The sequence below is a fragment of the Sphingomonas sp. IC4-52 genome, assembly GCF_020707225.1.
Lineage (GTDB): Bacteria > Pseudomonadota > Alphaproteobacteria > Sphingomonadales > Sphingomonadaceae > Sphingomonas.
This window is the reverse complement of record NZ_JAJFEU010000001.1, coordinates 27,411-39,813: the sequence shown is the minus strand read 5'-3', so window position 1 is coordinate 39,813 and position 12,403 is coordinate 27,411. Positions and strand designations below refer to the sequence as shown.

Sequence of the window (12,403 nt, the reverse complement as noted above, 5' to 3'; positions counted from 1 at the left end):
TTCCGCAGCCCGCACGACCGGCGGTATCTGTGTTGGTGCAGCATCACGCGGCGGGGGACCATGCCGATCACCTCAATCCGATCCGTTTCGGCCACGATTGCTGGCTGCATCGGCGCGTTCATCGCAGGCTCGGCGATACCGGCGCCTGCCGCCATGAGGGACGTGGTGGTGCGCGACACACCGCAGCTTGTGACAGTGCTGCGGCAGTCCCGCGGGGGGAAGCGTGTCCTGCTCGCACCGGGCGAATATGCGCCCTTCGCGCTGCGCGGCATTGCCCCGCCAGCCGAACTGGTGATCACCTCTCAGGATCCTTCAAGGCGGGCGGTGCTCACCGGGGTCAACCTGCGGGACGGCGCAAACCTCACCTTCCGCAATCTCGTGCTGCGCGGCTCGGGCAAGGCGGTGCAGGAAGACTTTCTGTTCCGTCGCATGCGCAAGCTGACGATCAGCAACATTCTCGCCAGCGGACGTCCCGGTGCGGTCGGCCTCGCCGAGGACAAGATCATGCAATTGCGTGAATGCACGGATGCCGCGATCACGCGCGCCGAGTTCACCAATGCGGTGATCGCCCTGTCACTTCTCGACACGAAAGGCGTGTCGGTAACGTCCAGTTACTTTCACGGCCTGCGGATGGATGCGATCCGTGGCGGCGGCAATTCGGATGTTCTGATCGGGTATAATTATATCACGGGCTTCAGCCCAAAGGCAGGGGACCACCCCGATGGCATCCAGTTCTGGACTAGTCGTCAGAAAGCTGCCGCGCATGACATCAGGATCGTTGGTAATGTCATTCATCGCGGCCGCGGAAAGGCGATGCAGGGCATCTTCATGCGCGATGAAACCAGCAACCTTCCTTATCGCAACGTATATATTCAGGATAATTTAGTCGCCGGGGGCATGTTCAACGGCATCGCTGTTCTCTCCCAGACCAAATCCCTTACCCTTAAGAACAACGTCGTCGCTGCGTACCCGGATCAGAAGAGCTGGATACGGGTAAACGACTACGCAACGCTGCGTGATAACAGCGCGCCGATCTACCTCATCGGCAACAACCGCGCGAAGGTTGTGGCCAACAACCATATTACACCCGTTCGCGCGGATGCTGGCGCGGCAGCGCTAAAAGCCTGGGCGCGCGGGCGCCCGCTCCATCGCTACAGCGAAAGTCTCCGCCGCCATGTCGACAGTCTCTGAAGCGCGCGCGCCCTTGCGGCCGACGCCCGCCAACGATCCTTTCCCTCCTGCGACGAAGGCGGCGCCGCCGGCGGGGTCGCGAACACTGCTGATCAAGGCGAAGGGTGGCCTTGGCAACCGTATGCTGGCCGCGGTCACCGGGGTGATCCTCGCCCAGCTCAGCGGTCGCACTCCGGTCATCGACTGGCGGGACGGGCTGTACGTGCCGGAGGGTACCAATCTCTATCCGCTGCTATTTCGTGACCCGATCGGCATCGATCCTGCTCATTTTGACGACAGCACGGCGGTGGCACCTTCGCTGTGGGCTGGCCGCCTGACCGAACAGCCAGTCACCATCATCGCCCGCCACTTTCCGGATAAACATTCCAGCCCGTTCATTTACCGGCGCCTGTCCGTCCCGTTGACCGCCGCCGACCCCGCCGCTCCTGTGGGTGTGTTCTGGTCCTACCTACCGAAACTTGCGCGTCTCCGGGGGCGCCTGCGGGCGGATCGCCGGTTCGACGGGCGGAGCCTGGACGCGATCACGCAGGATATGCTGTACCGCTTCTTCACCCCCAACGATCGGGTGCGGCAGGCTGTCAGCCATCTTTTCGCCGGGCGTCGGCGCCCGGTGATTGGTGTCCACATCCGTTTCACCGACCGCAAGGTTCCGCTCGCGAAGATCGAACGTGCGTTGATCAGGCTGCGCGCACATTCGCCGGCGAGCGACATCTTTCTGGCAACCGACAGCGTGGAGGCTCAGCGGTACATCACGTCCCGCTTCAAGCGGGTCTTCACCATCGACAAGCAGCTGGTGGAGGATGGGCGAGCGCTACATTACGCCGGAACCCAGATGAGCGACCCGCTACGGGAAGCGGAAAACGCCGTGATCGACATGTTCGCGCTCGCGGGATGCGACTGGCTCATCCACTCCCGGCATTCCACCTTCTCGGTCGCAGCCAGCCTGATCGGGGGAATCTCGCCCAAGCGCCAGATCGACGTTGATCGCTTCAATGCGAAGGTGATCGTCAAACGCTGGTTCCAGTCCTTTGCCTGATCGCTCGTTGATGTATCGCGTGGGGCAACGCCGCTGATGTCGGTTATGGCTGACCATCTCGGATCCGTGCACACACGGGCCCGGCCCAAGGTGGCCCTACGTCGTGGGCGCCTCGTGCGAGTGTCCACGCCCGCACCGGGGACACCCGCCCCTGTCCCGGAGGCGCGGCTCACGCCGGTGCCGCAATTGGCCCTGCGTACCAGAGCGGCCATCGTGCTGTTCGTCGCCGCGCTGTTCCTGCCATCGGTGTATTTCATCGGGCCCGTCGTGCTCTCGCCCGCGCTGCTTTACCTGGCCTTGGGCTTCCTCCCTTTGCTCGCCTTCTGGCTGATGGGTCACGCCGGCCCGCGCCTCGCGACTGACATGCTGGTGCTCGCCTTCGCGGGATGGGCCTTCCTTACCCGCTTCGTACAGCTGGACGTCGCTGCTGCGTTGGAGCCGGCCGGCGTCGTGCTGCTTCAGACAGCTGGCGCCTATATCGCCGGCCGCGTGCTCGCCCAGAATGCAGCGGCGACCGGATCATCGTTCTTCACCGCTTCGGGCCGGCCGCGCTTGGCTGGTTCAGCGCGGCAGTGATGCTTACGCTCACGCCTGCTAACCTGATCGCCAAGTCGCTGCAGACGGTGACGCTGCCTCCTCTTTCCCGCGCCCGCTCGGATACCGGTGACTTCCAGCGCATCTACGACCGCTGCTGTAGCGTGACCGCGCTGGCTGCACTTGCCAGCATCCTGGGCGCCTTGTTGCTCGGCAAGGTCATCATCGCCTTGCTCTTCGGCGAGAAGTTCATGCCCGCGGCGGGCTTCCTCACCGCTCTCGCCTGCATGAATGCGCTTCGCCTCCTCCGTGTGGCGCCGACGATTGCGGCCATGGCGCATGGCGAGACCCGCAATCCGCTCTACGCGAACATGGTGCGAGCGCTTGGCGTACCGCTCGCAATGGCTGCGGCGACTCTCAGCGGATCAGGTCGACCCACCTTCACCGCATTCGTCGCGCTTCCGACTTTGCTACGGAGCGATCAAAGGGGCTCGTCGCTTTCTCAAAGATGCCTCGGCTGGAACTGGTCGCCATCAACTGGCGCCAGCGTACCCACGATCAGCCCCCAGATGTCACATCAACGCTCGGAAACGCACCGCTCGTCGCGCACCCCACGATCGACACGGCAGCGATGATGAACGTCGAATCCCTTCTGAGGATCTACCAAGCCGTCACACAAGCGCCGCCCATTCCGCCAATGCGTGATTTACCTCTGCTCGTGGGACTGACCTCGCTTGAACCCAGCGCCTGCGCAATCAACCGGGCCGCTGGCCCGCGCTCACCTTGGCGAACGTCCGGCTGACGCCGCCGCAACGGTGCCTGCGCCCTCGCGCACGCCTATCAAAAATCCGTGAGGAAGCTTCCCGCCAACTTGACCCGATCACTACTGAGCTCGTCCGCCGTTCTCTTCATGTCGGCCAGCAACGTCACGTCGCGGCGGGCGACGATCATCGCGTAGCGCACGCTCATCGCCACATGTCTCGCGTCAGTCGCGCCACCCGTCGCCGGCGCGTCCACGATCGTGAAATCAAACGATCGCATGCAGGCGTCCATGATGTCCTTGAAGCGGCGCTGCTGAGGGACAAGCCCAGCCGCTCCGAGGGTGAGCCCACCTGCAAACAGAACGGAAAGGTTGGGCCGAATGTCGCGCCGGATTTCGTCCACGCGCCCGGCCGAATCCGCCATCAGCATTTCAGCAAGTCCGGCTACCCGATCTGCCGGCGCAATGAACTGGTGGACCGCTGGCCGCGTCAGGTTGGCGTCCACCAGCAATGTGTTGATGCCCGCCTGAGCGCAGGCCAGCGCGAGGTTTACGGCGACCGTGGTACAGCCGGAGCCGATCTGCGGGGAGCAAAGCGCCAGGCCGCGACGGCCATCCCCTATGTGTCTGGCAAGCAAGTACGTTTGCAACGATCGATAGCTTGCCGCTGCTGCTCCCTCGGGCGCAGACAAACACACTAGCCGGCGCGAAAAAGCATAACCCGGCCGTCCCCCATCCGAGGCGCCGTCAGGTCGAAACGCATCTTGATTGGGCAGCTGCCCAAACGGCGGCTCACCGGCGTAGGTCGTCGCCCCCGTCAAGCCCGCCTGGCGATCGCGCCTCTCGGCGCCGCTTCCCGCGTCTGCCGCCACGCTGCTTTGCTCCCCACCCGCGCCCGGCACGACATCGCTCAAGGCCGCAGCAGCCACATCGCTCGACGTGTTCATGCAATTGCCCTCCCGCCCGACCGTGATCTGAGAAGGTCAGGTAGGCGCCAGCCAGAGGAGGAACGCGGAAGCATCCCGATCACCGGCACTCCCGCCATGCTCAGGTCCTCGGGTCCACGAACGCGGCGGCGGATCAGCTCAAGCACAATGGCAGTCAGCACCCCCAGGACACCGCCTGCCGCCAACCCGCCCAGGATCAGCAGCCACCGGCCAGGCGTCACTGGCGCCCTCGGCACTGCTGCCGCGCCAAGCCTGCTGAACCCGGCCTCCGTGGATCGCGCCTGCAATTCGAATTCCGCCGCTCGCTGCATTGTTTTGGCCACTTGCTCGCGCAGCACCGTCACGTCGCCGGCGAGGCGCCTCGCCTCATCCACCAACCCGCGCTGGGCCAGAACCTTGCGCGTCTGGGCGCTCAAGTTTCCACCTGCCGAGCCGACCGCCGCCGATGCATGGCTGGCCGCCCGCGCGCTCGCCAACTCGCGGCTCACCGCTGCGGAAAGCGCCGCGCGCTGTCGCTCGAGCGCAATGATGTCCGGATGATTGCGCCCCATCGATTGCCGCGCAGCCGCAAGCTGGGCATCCACCTGCGCCAGCTGCGTTGACGATGGCGCAATCGCAGGAGCGGCCATGGCGGCCGGTGCCGCTGGCGCGCTGCTGGCGAGCGCGCGCAGCTTGGACGATTCGGCGTCCACATTGTCGTCCTGGAGCACGATGGTGTTGGCGCGCTCGAAGCTGGCCTTCCGCTGCTCTGCCGTGGCGAGGCGGCCTTTCAGCGTCTCCGCCTGTCGTGCAAACCATTGTGCCTTGTGCGCCGCGTCCCCCCGTTTGCTGTCCAGCGCTTCGGCGATGAAGGCGTCGCGAACAGCATCTGCACCGCGCCGAGCGGTCTCCGGGACGGTTGAGCTATAGGCAATCTCCAGCAGCGGACTGTTGCGGATCATGGTCGCCCGCGTCCGTTGGGACACGTCTTCGGCCAGCCAATCGCGCAAGCCTGCCTGCGCTCCGGCGCTTACCGCGCGCTGATGGGCCGCGCGCAAGCTCGGCGATTGCGTCCAGCCGAAATGATCGACCACCCGCCGGGTCACCCGGGGGTCGCGCACGAGTTCAACCTGCGCCGCCAGGAACGTCTCCAGCGTGCGGGGCGGCAGCGTCTCCCCAGTGACGGGATCCGCCTTCAGCATGTCGACAACGATGCGGGAGCGCGCTTCGTAGCGCGAAGGCATCCACTTCGCCGCGATGGCGCCGGCCACTCCCCCGATCAGGGCCAGCAGGACGATCAGCCATGATCGCGCACGCAGCATGCGCAGGATCTGAATTGGAGACATGCTCACCAGGCCTCAGAAAAACCGTTCGCCGACCACGAGCACGTCGTCGGACTGCACGTCTTCGTTCAGACCGACCTTCAGCTCCTTGCCAGCACGAACCAGCTTCACCCGCTTGGCCGAACCAAGCGCTGTCAGGCCGCCGCCGCGCGCCAACGCCATCTGCACGGTCATAGGGCGCTCGATTGGGAAGGCTCCCGGCGTGTTCACCTGCCCATAGATGTAAAACGTCGGGGGCGGCACCACGAACACCTTGTCCCCCGATTCTACGCGCGGGTCCTGCGTGGCCGGCGCGGCGGCGATCGCGCGCAGCGACAATGACCGCGACGAGCCGTCCGGTCGGGTCAACACGATGGTGTCCGCCGATGAGCGGACGCCACCTGCACGCGCCACGATCTCAGACAATCGATAAGCACGATCGATCGGCACCACCCCGGGCTGATTGACCTGCCCCAGCACGGTCACATAGCGGCTGCCGAAGGTCGCGACGGATACGGTGACGACGGGATCCTCCAGGAAGTTGCCGCGCATCAATCGGGCGCGCAATTCATCCCGCAACTGAAGGGCCGTTCTCCCGGCCACGGGTACGACGCCCACGAACGGCAGCTGCACCGCGCCATCTTCCTGCACCTGCACGCGCGCGTTGAAGTCCGTCCGGCCAATTACCGCTGTTTCAATGACATCGCCCCGCCCGAGCACATAGGGCGGGCGCTGGTCGATGATCCCTGAACTGCCGTCGGCGGCGGACTGCGCCGGATCGCTCTGCTGCGCCTGGGCGGGAGAACACGCGATTGCAATCGCACCAATGAAGAAGCGGGCCCATCCTTTTGTCATCGCGTCCCTCCCAGCATGACGAACACGACCGCAGTCGCGGATACGGCGAGGCAGTTCGATCCATAGTCGACCGATCCTTTTCGCCCTTCGTCATAGATTACGGGACCATTTCGTACGCTGTTTCTTCCCCTTCTCAACCTTTCGAACAGCCATTTACATCCAAAATGGATGAACATCCATCAACATCAGATCATTCTTTCCCACGATGTTCTATGGAATGATCCGCTATAGTACTTGTCCTTAGCTATTCTTTAACCTTTCTTCTAAGGCTCCGGCCGCATCAGTCTCTGCATTGGAAGCCCGCGCCGTTACGCGGGATCTGAGGCAGGAACTTCTCATGGCAACGATAAGCGTCTCCACGGCTGCGGAACTGATGGCGGCTGCGGCACGCGCTCGGTCGGGCGATACGATCGCGCTGGCCGCTGGCAATTACGACAACGTCGTTCTGCGCAATATCAAGTTCGACGGTCCCGTGACGATCACCTCCGCTGCGCCGGGCGCACCCGCTGAGATCAACGGGCTGAAGGCGATCGGTGTTGAGAACCTCACGTTCCGCAACGTCGTGTTCGCAGACAAGGATGCGTCAACGCCTTACGATTTCGAGATCAAGAACGCGGCAAAGGTAAGCTTCGACGGGGTCGTCATTCGCGGCCAGGATGGCGAAGCGGGTTACCAGTCCAACGCCTTCATGGTGCGTGGCAGCCGCGATATCTCCGTCACCAATTCGGAAATCACGCACCTGCGTTACGGCATCAACATGCTCGACAACTCGGGCGTGACGCTCAAGGGCAATTATTTCCACGACATGCGTGCGGATGGCTTCCACGGCGGCGGCCTTTCCAACGTGCTCATTGCGGACAACGTCTTCACCGATTTTCATCCGGCAGCGGGCGACCATCCTGATGCCATCCAGTTCTGGACCGCCGGTCAGAAGGTCAGTGCCGAGAACATCACCATCACCGGCAACGTCATCCATCGCGGCGACGGTGCGGCGATCCAGGGCATCTTCATGGGCGACGAGACGGATGCCCTGCCCTACAAGAACGTCACCATTTCCGACAATCTGGTGGTCGGCGGCATGTACAACGGCATCCATGTCGAGCGTGCCGCAGGGCTCACCGTCACCGACAATATCGTGGCCGGCTATCTCGATCAGGCCTCGTGGATCCGGGTTGCGGACGTGACGGCGATGAGCGGCAACGTGGCGCAGTTGTACGTGATCGACGGCAAGACGGTGGAGCCGCCGCGCGGCAACGCGGTAACGCGTGCGATCTATGACGACGGCAGCGCGTTCGTAGGCAGCTGGCTGGCGGCGAACACCGATTGGGTTCGCTTCGCCCATGCCTCGCCGGTCCTGGGCGGTGTCGCCGATGAGCTTCGCCACCTCGCCGATCTCCCGCCCCCGCCGGTGCCGCTCACCCGCATCATGGGGACCGACGGCGCAGACCGGCTGACGGCAGCCGCGATCGGCGACAGCATCCTGTTCGGCGGCAAGGGTAATGACCAGCTGACCGGCGGCGACGGGCACACCCGCATGGAGGGCGGCGTTGGAGACGACATCTACTTCGTCCGGTCCGACCGGGACGTCGTGGTGGAGGAGCGCAACGCTGGCTCCGACACCGTCTATGCTTCCATCGACTATCAGCTGCCCGATAATGTGGAAACGCTCCGCATGCTTGAACCCGGTCGCATCGGGCGCGGCAACGCGCTGGACAACCGGCTGGCGGGCACGGCCGGCACCGACATCCTCTACGGCGGCAAGGGCAATGACTCGATCCAGGGCATGGACGGCAACGACACGCTCTATGGTGAGGACGGGAAGGACAATCTGCACGGCGGTGCCGGAAACGACCTCATCTACGGCGGCAGCGGCGGTGACACGCTGATCGGCGGCGAAGGCAACGATAAGATCTGGGGCGGCGCTCAGGTGGACATCATCGAAGGCGGTGTCGGGAATGATGTCATGAGCGGCGGCGCTTGCGGCGATACCTTCCTGTTCCGTGACGAATCGTTCGGCGATCGCGACGTCATCACCGATTTCGCGAAGGGCGACCGGATCTCGCTGTCGCTGATGGATGCGAACCTCGGCACTGACGCGAACGATGCCTTCCGGTTCATCGGCACCGGCGCATTCACCGGGGCGGCCGGCGAGTTGCGTTACGAACGCACCGGAGAGGGTGTGGTGTGCATGGCCGACATGACGGGAGACCGAGTGGCGGACCTCACCATCACGCTGGTCGGCGTCGATCACCTCACGGCTTCAGCCTTCCTCCTGTAAACTCCCCGAAAGCGGCCGGCAGCGATGTCGGCCGCTTGATTGGCGAATCGTCACCCGCTCACCGCTATGGCGATTCGCCATTGTTGAGCGGGTGGTACCGCTATTCACGAAATTCCCCGCCGTTTAGGCCTCGTTCCGCCGCATTGCCGGGGCGATCAACCCGGTGTTAACCGTGGTCGGCAACTGATCGCATGCATCGTTTGGGATAGTCGGAAGGCGTGATGAAGCGCTCCTCTCTTGCTATTATCGCAGCCTGCGCGTGCGCCCTTGCCGCACCTGCGCAAGCCCGTTCGCTGCTCGATTACGTGGGCCAGTGCGTGCCCTTCGCTCGCCAGGCCTCCGGCATCCAGATCTATGGCGATGCGTGGACCTGGTGGGATCAGGCCCAGGATCGTTACAATCGTGGTGAGCAACCGCGCGTTGGCTCCGTAATCGCCTTCGCTCGTCAGGCCCGTCTGCCGCTCGGACACGTGGCGGTGGTCAGTCGCATCGTCGAATCGCGCGTTCTGATGCTCACCCATGCCAATTGGTCGCGGTTCGATGGGGAGCGCGGGCATGCCGAGCAGGACGTCACCGTCTTCGACGTCAGCAAGGACAATGACTGGAGCGAAGTGAAGGTCTGGTTCCGCGATTCCAACGGGCTGGGTGGCACCGTCTACAAGGTGCACGGCTTCATCTACGCGCCCGGCCGCCCGCACGAAAACCTCACGTCCACGAGCCCGGACTATGTTGGCGCGCTGATCGATGCCTACGTCCCGGGTGCTGGCGCTGGATCGCGCAGCGTCCGCTGACCGATCAGGCGTGAACGAACGCGGGTTGCATGCCGCCGTTTGTCAGCCAGCTTCTTCTTTCCTAGTAACATCTGGCACTCGCCGGGCCGAAGAGGTCTCGCGCCGCCATGACATTCCTGGGAAGGGAACAGCATCGATGAGCATGGATCCCGCACCTTGCCGCCATGAACCCGCGCTCCGCTTCACCGGGCCATGCCCGCGCTGAACGGAACAAGGGCGTGGAGTTGGAACAACAGTCCGTGGCGCTCGCCGGCGCGCTTGCGTGCGGCATCCTGATCGGCATCGAACGGGGCTGGACTCAGCGTCACGAGGCGCCGGGAACGCGCATCGCCGGCATCAGGACTTTCGCACTTCTGTCGCTGGTCGGCGGGGTGGCAGGCCTGATCGCGACGTCGGGCGCAGCCCTCGTGTCCGCCATGCTGGTCCTCGGAGCGGCAGCTGTTCTCCTGTTCGGCTATTCGCGAACCTTGCTGGAGCGCCGCGACTCCACCACCGCCGTGGCGGCGCTGCTGGTGGTCGGGCTTGGCTTTCTGGCCGGCTCCGGCAGCCTCGGCGTCGCGCTGGCCGCCGCTGCGGCGGCGGTTCTGATCCTGGCCCTGCGCGAAGAGCTTCACGGTTGGGTCAACCGGCTCGACTCCCATGACGTGAAGGCCCTTGCCCGCTTCGCCGTCATCGCGCTCGCCATTCTCCCCTTCTTGCCGGATCGGGCGATGGGGCCGTTCGACGCGTGGAACCCGGCCAATCTCTGGTGGGTGATCATCGCGGTGACCGGCTTTTCCTTTGCCGGTTATATCGCGAACCGGATCTTCGGCGCACGCCATGGCACCATCGCCACCGCGATCATCGGCGGCGCCTATTCGTCGACCGCGGTCACGCAGTCACTCGCGCAAAGGCTGGGACGGGACGAGCGGACCGGGGCCGAGGCCGCGGGCATCGCCCTGGCTAGCGCCGTCATGTACTTGCGCGTTCTGATCCTGGTCGCCGCGCTCGCCACGCGTTTGTTCGCGGCCTTCGCCATTCTGGTGGCGCCGGCGCTTCTGGTCGCTGGCCTTGCGGGATGGTGGCTGTACCGGCGCGCGCCTGCCGCCGCTGCGCCGCCCGCCCCGGGCAACCCGATTGCGTTGCTGCCCGCGCTGGGCTTCGTCGGCTTCGTCGCCATTGCGGCCGTTGCGGCTCGTTGGGCAGAGGGCCAGCTCGGCGGTCAGGGCATCGCCGTGCTGCTGTTCGTGATGGGCGCGGTGGATGTTGATGCCTCGATCATCACTGCCGGCGGCTTGCCGGCCAGCGCCATCACGGCCGAGCTTGCCGCCATTGCCATCGGCGGCACGATCATCGCGAACATGGCGGTGAAGATCGGCGTCACCCTGGCCTATGCAGGCCGCCACGGCAGGATTGCCGCCCTGGCGTTGGCCGCCAGCACCGCCACCCTCATCATATCACTGCTGGTCGGCTGGCTCGTTCTTTAAGTGCGCGCTCCGCTCTGCTGGTCGCCGATCACGGCCCTTCAAAGATACGCAATGTTACTAGGTTCGGCGCACCGGCAGACGCCGTATCCCGGCGCAGGTCTGGGCCATCTGCTCGGTGCGCGCTCAACTCTGGTGCCGGCGTCACGCAGGATCGTGTGACCGCCGCTCGCCTTCGGAGGGTATAATGAAAATCCTTGCCCTGCTCCCCATCCCTTTCCTCCTCGCGGCCTGTCAGGTCGAGGGGCCCAGGGAAACGGCAGGAAATTCGATGATCGCGCAAGGCAGAGCGCTCGCGCAGGCCAACTGCAGCGGATGCCACGCGATCGGCCCCTCGGGAACGTCGAACTATTCCGAGGCTCCGACCTTCTCGACGCTCGTCAACCAAAAGGGCGCAACAGCAGAAACGCTGTCGGCATGGTTGCGGGAAGCGCACAACTATCCCCAGGAAATGGATCTCTACCTGCTTCCGCCGCAGGCAGACGCGCTCGCCGCTTATATGCTGACGCTGAAGCAAGGCGGTCATCATCAGTCGCGCACCCCGACGGACGGAGCCACAACCAACGAATAGCGTCGTCGCTATGCCCAAAGCAGCCGGCGGCCCTTCTATCGCCGGCGCAATGCGATAGCCTGCCCTCATGTCCCGAACTTCCCAGCGCCCGCGCAGCGCCGCGATCCTCCTGTACCGCCGCACCGGAGACGTGCCGGAGGTGCTGCTGGTTCACCCGGGAGGGCCCTTCTGGCGCAATCGCTGGCGCGGCTGGTGGCAGCTTCCCAAGGGCATGATCGAGCCCGGTGAGGAAGCGCTTGCCGCGGCTCGCCGCGAGTTCGCGGAGGAGCTGGGGTCGCCCTGCGCGGGAGCGGCGTCGCCGCTCGGCGAGGTAACGCAGGCAGCCGGAAAGCGCGTGGTCGCGTTCGCGGTGGAGGGCGACCTCGATCCCTCGACCATCGCCGGCGCTCAGTTCACGGTCGAGTGGCCACCGCGCAGCGGCGTGTCCGCCAGCTTTCCCGAAGTCGACGCCGCCCGCTGGTTCTCGCTCGAAGAGGCCGCGGACGAGATGCTCCCCAGCCAACGCCCCTTCCTGGACCGCCTCCTACCGTTACTCGCCTCATGAAAGGCGCCCCGTCGTTACCGGCGGGCAAGCACTCCGCGCGGCGCGACGACCGGCCGGCGACATCCATATCCGTAAACCCCCGGATAACTGCTCTCCCGCGGTCTTAGTACCCCAGCACGATCCCGCACCGAT

General features: G+C 64.8%; 12 protein-coding genes. 9 read left to right on the top strand and 3 right to left on the bottom strand.

What is annotated here, in order from left to right; genetic code table 11:
• Positions 1–60: 60 nt before the first annotated feature.
• From LK535_RS00190 to LK535_RS00175, 4 genes are all read left to right on the top strand, one after another.
• The gene (locus tag LK535_RS00190; RefSeq protein ID WP_227769891.1) at positions 61–1,191 is read left to right on the top strand and encodes a right-handed parallel beta-helix repeat-containing protein; all 1,131 of its coding nucleotides are present in this window, start codon (positions 61–63) and stop codon (positions 1,189–1,191) included.
• Positions 1,175–2,227, top strand: coding sequence for a nodulation protein NodZ (locus tag LK535_RS00185; RefSeq protein WP_227769890.1), 1,053 nt, complete (start codon positions 1,175–1,177; stop codon positions 2,225–2,227). Before LK535_RS00190 ends, LK535_RS00185 begins: the two co-directional genes overlap by 17 nt.
• Before the next feature lie 120 nt (positions 2,228–2,347).
• The gene (locus LK535_RS16865; RefSeq protein WP_321576524.1) at positions 2,348–2,803 is read left to right on the top strand and encodes a hypothetical protein; all 456 of its coding nucleotides are present in this window, start codon (positions 2,348–2,350) and stop codon (positions 2,801–2,803) included.
• A complete protein-coding gene (locus tag LK535_RS00175) occupies positions 2,800–3,396 on the top strand; it encodes an oligosaccharide flippase family protein (protein ID WP_321576523.1) in 597 nt (198 codons plus the stop codon). The genes LK535_RS16865 and LK535_RS00175 overlap by 4 nt, the downstream gene beginning before the upstream one ends.
• 205 nt (positions 3,397–3,601) lie before the next feature.
• Here the strand turns inward: LK535_RS00175 and LK535_RS00170 are convergent, their stop codons facing one another.
• The 3 genes from LK535_RS00170 to LK535_RS00160 are packed head-to-tail and all read right to left on the bottom strand — an operon-like array spanning position 3,602 to position 6,624.
• Positions 3,602–4,468: a CpsD/CapB family tyrosine-protein kinase gene (locus tag LK535_RS00170; RefSeq protein WP_227769888.1), complete on the bottom strand. Its 867-nt coding sequence runs from the start codon at positions 4,466–4,468 to the stop codon at positions 3,602–3,604.
• Positions 4,465–5,793, bottom strand: coding sequence for a GumC family protein (locus LK535_RS00165; RefSeq protein WP_227771014.1), 1,329 nt, complete (start codon positions 5,791–5,793; stop codon positions 4,465–4,467). Before LK535_RS00165 ends, LK535_RS00170 begins: the two co-directional genes overlap by 4 nt.
• Before the next feature lie 12 nt (positions 5,794–5,805).
• Positions 5,806–6,624: an SLBB domain-containing protein gene (locus tag LK535_RS00160; protein ID WP_227769887.1), complete on the bottom strand. Its 819-nt coding sequence runs from the start codon at positions 6,622–6,624 to the stop codon at positions 5,806–5,808.
• Between the two features lie 337 nt (positions 6,625–6,961).
• Between LK535_RS00160 and LK535_RS00155 the strand changes: the two genes are divergently transcribed.
• From LK535_RS00155 to LK535_RS00135, 5 genes are all read left to right on the top strand, one after another.
• Positions 6,962–8,902 (top strand): right-handed parallel beta-helix repeat-containing protein, encoded by a 1,941-nt coding sequence (locus LK535_RS00155; protein WP_227769886.1) that lies wholly within the window; start codon positions 6,962–6,964, stop codon positions 8,900–8,902.
• A gap of 221 nt (positions 8,903–9,123) precedes the next feature.
• Positions 9,124–9,693, top strand: a complete 570-nt coding sequence (locus LK535_RS00150; protein WP_227769885.1) for a CHAP domain-containing protein — start codon at positions 9,124–9,126, stop codon at positions 9,691–9,693.
• A gap of 218 nt (positions 9,694–9,911) precedes the next feature.
• The gene (locus LK535_RS00145) at positions 9,912–11,159 is read left to right on the top strand and encodes an MgtC/SapB family protein (RefSeq protein ID WP_227769884.1); all 1,248 of its coding nucleotides are present in this window, start codon (positions 9,912–9,914) and stop codon (positions 11,157–11,159) included.
• Between the two features lie 184 nt (positions 11,160–11,343).
• Positions 11,344–11,727: a c-type cytochrome gene (locus tag LK535_RS00140; RefSeq protein ID WP_227769883.1), complete on the top strand. Its 384-nt coding sequence runs from the start codon at positions 11,344–11,346 to the stop codon at positions 11,725–11,727.
• 67 nt (positions 11,728–11,794) lie between these two features.
• Positions 11,795–12,271: an NUDIX domain-containing protein gene (locus tag LK535_RS00135; protein WP_227769882.1), complete on the top strand. Its 477-nt coding sequence runs from the start codon at positions 11,795–11,797 to the stop codon at positions 12,269–12,271.
• Positions 12,272–12,403 lie beyond the last annotated feature (132 nt).

Coding starts and splice junctions, on each gene's coding strand:
- LK535_RS00190 (WP_227769891.1), top strand. CDS start 61: ATGCCGATCACCTCAATCCGATCCGTTTCGGCCACGATTGCTGGCTGC.
- LK535_RS00185 (WP_227769890.1), top strand. CDS start 1,175: ATGTCGACAGTCTCTGAAGCGCGCGCGCCCTTGCGGCCGACGCCCGCC.
- LK535_RS00170 (WP_227769888.1), bottom strand. CDS start 4,468: ATGAACACGTCGAGCGATGTGGCTGCTGCGGCCTTGAGCGATGTCGTG.
- LK535_RS00165 (WP_227771014.1), bottom strand. CDS start 5,793: ATGTCTCCAATTCAGATCCTGCGCATGCTGCGTGCGCGATCATGGCTG.
- LK535_RS00160 (WP_227769887.1), bottom strand. CDS start 6,624: ATGACAAAAGGATGGGCCCGCTTCTTCATTGGTGCGATTGCAATCGCG.
- LK535_RS00155 (WP_227769886.1), top strand. CDS start 6,962: ATGGCAACGATAAGCGTCTCCACGGCTGCGGAACTGATGGCGGCTGCG.
- LK535_RS00150 (WP_227769885.1), top strand. CDS start 9,124: ATGAAGCGCTCCTCTCTTGCTATTATCGCAGCCTGCGCGTGCGCCCTT.
- LK535_RS00140 (WP_227769883.1), top strand. CDS start 11,344: ATGAAAATCCTTGCCCTGCTCCCCATCCCTTTCCTCCTCGCGGCCTGT.
- LK535_RS00135 (WP_227769882.1), top strand. CDS start 11,795: ATGTCCCGAACTTCCCAGCGCCCGCGCAGCGCCGCGATCCTCCTGTAC.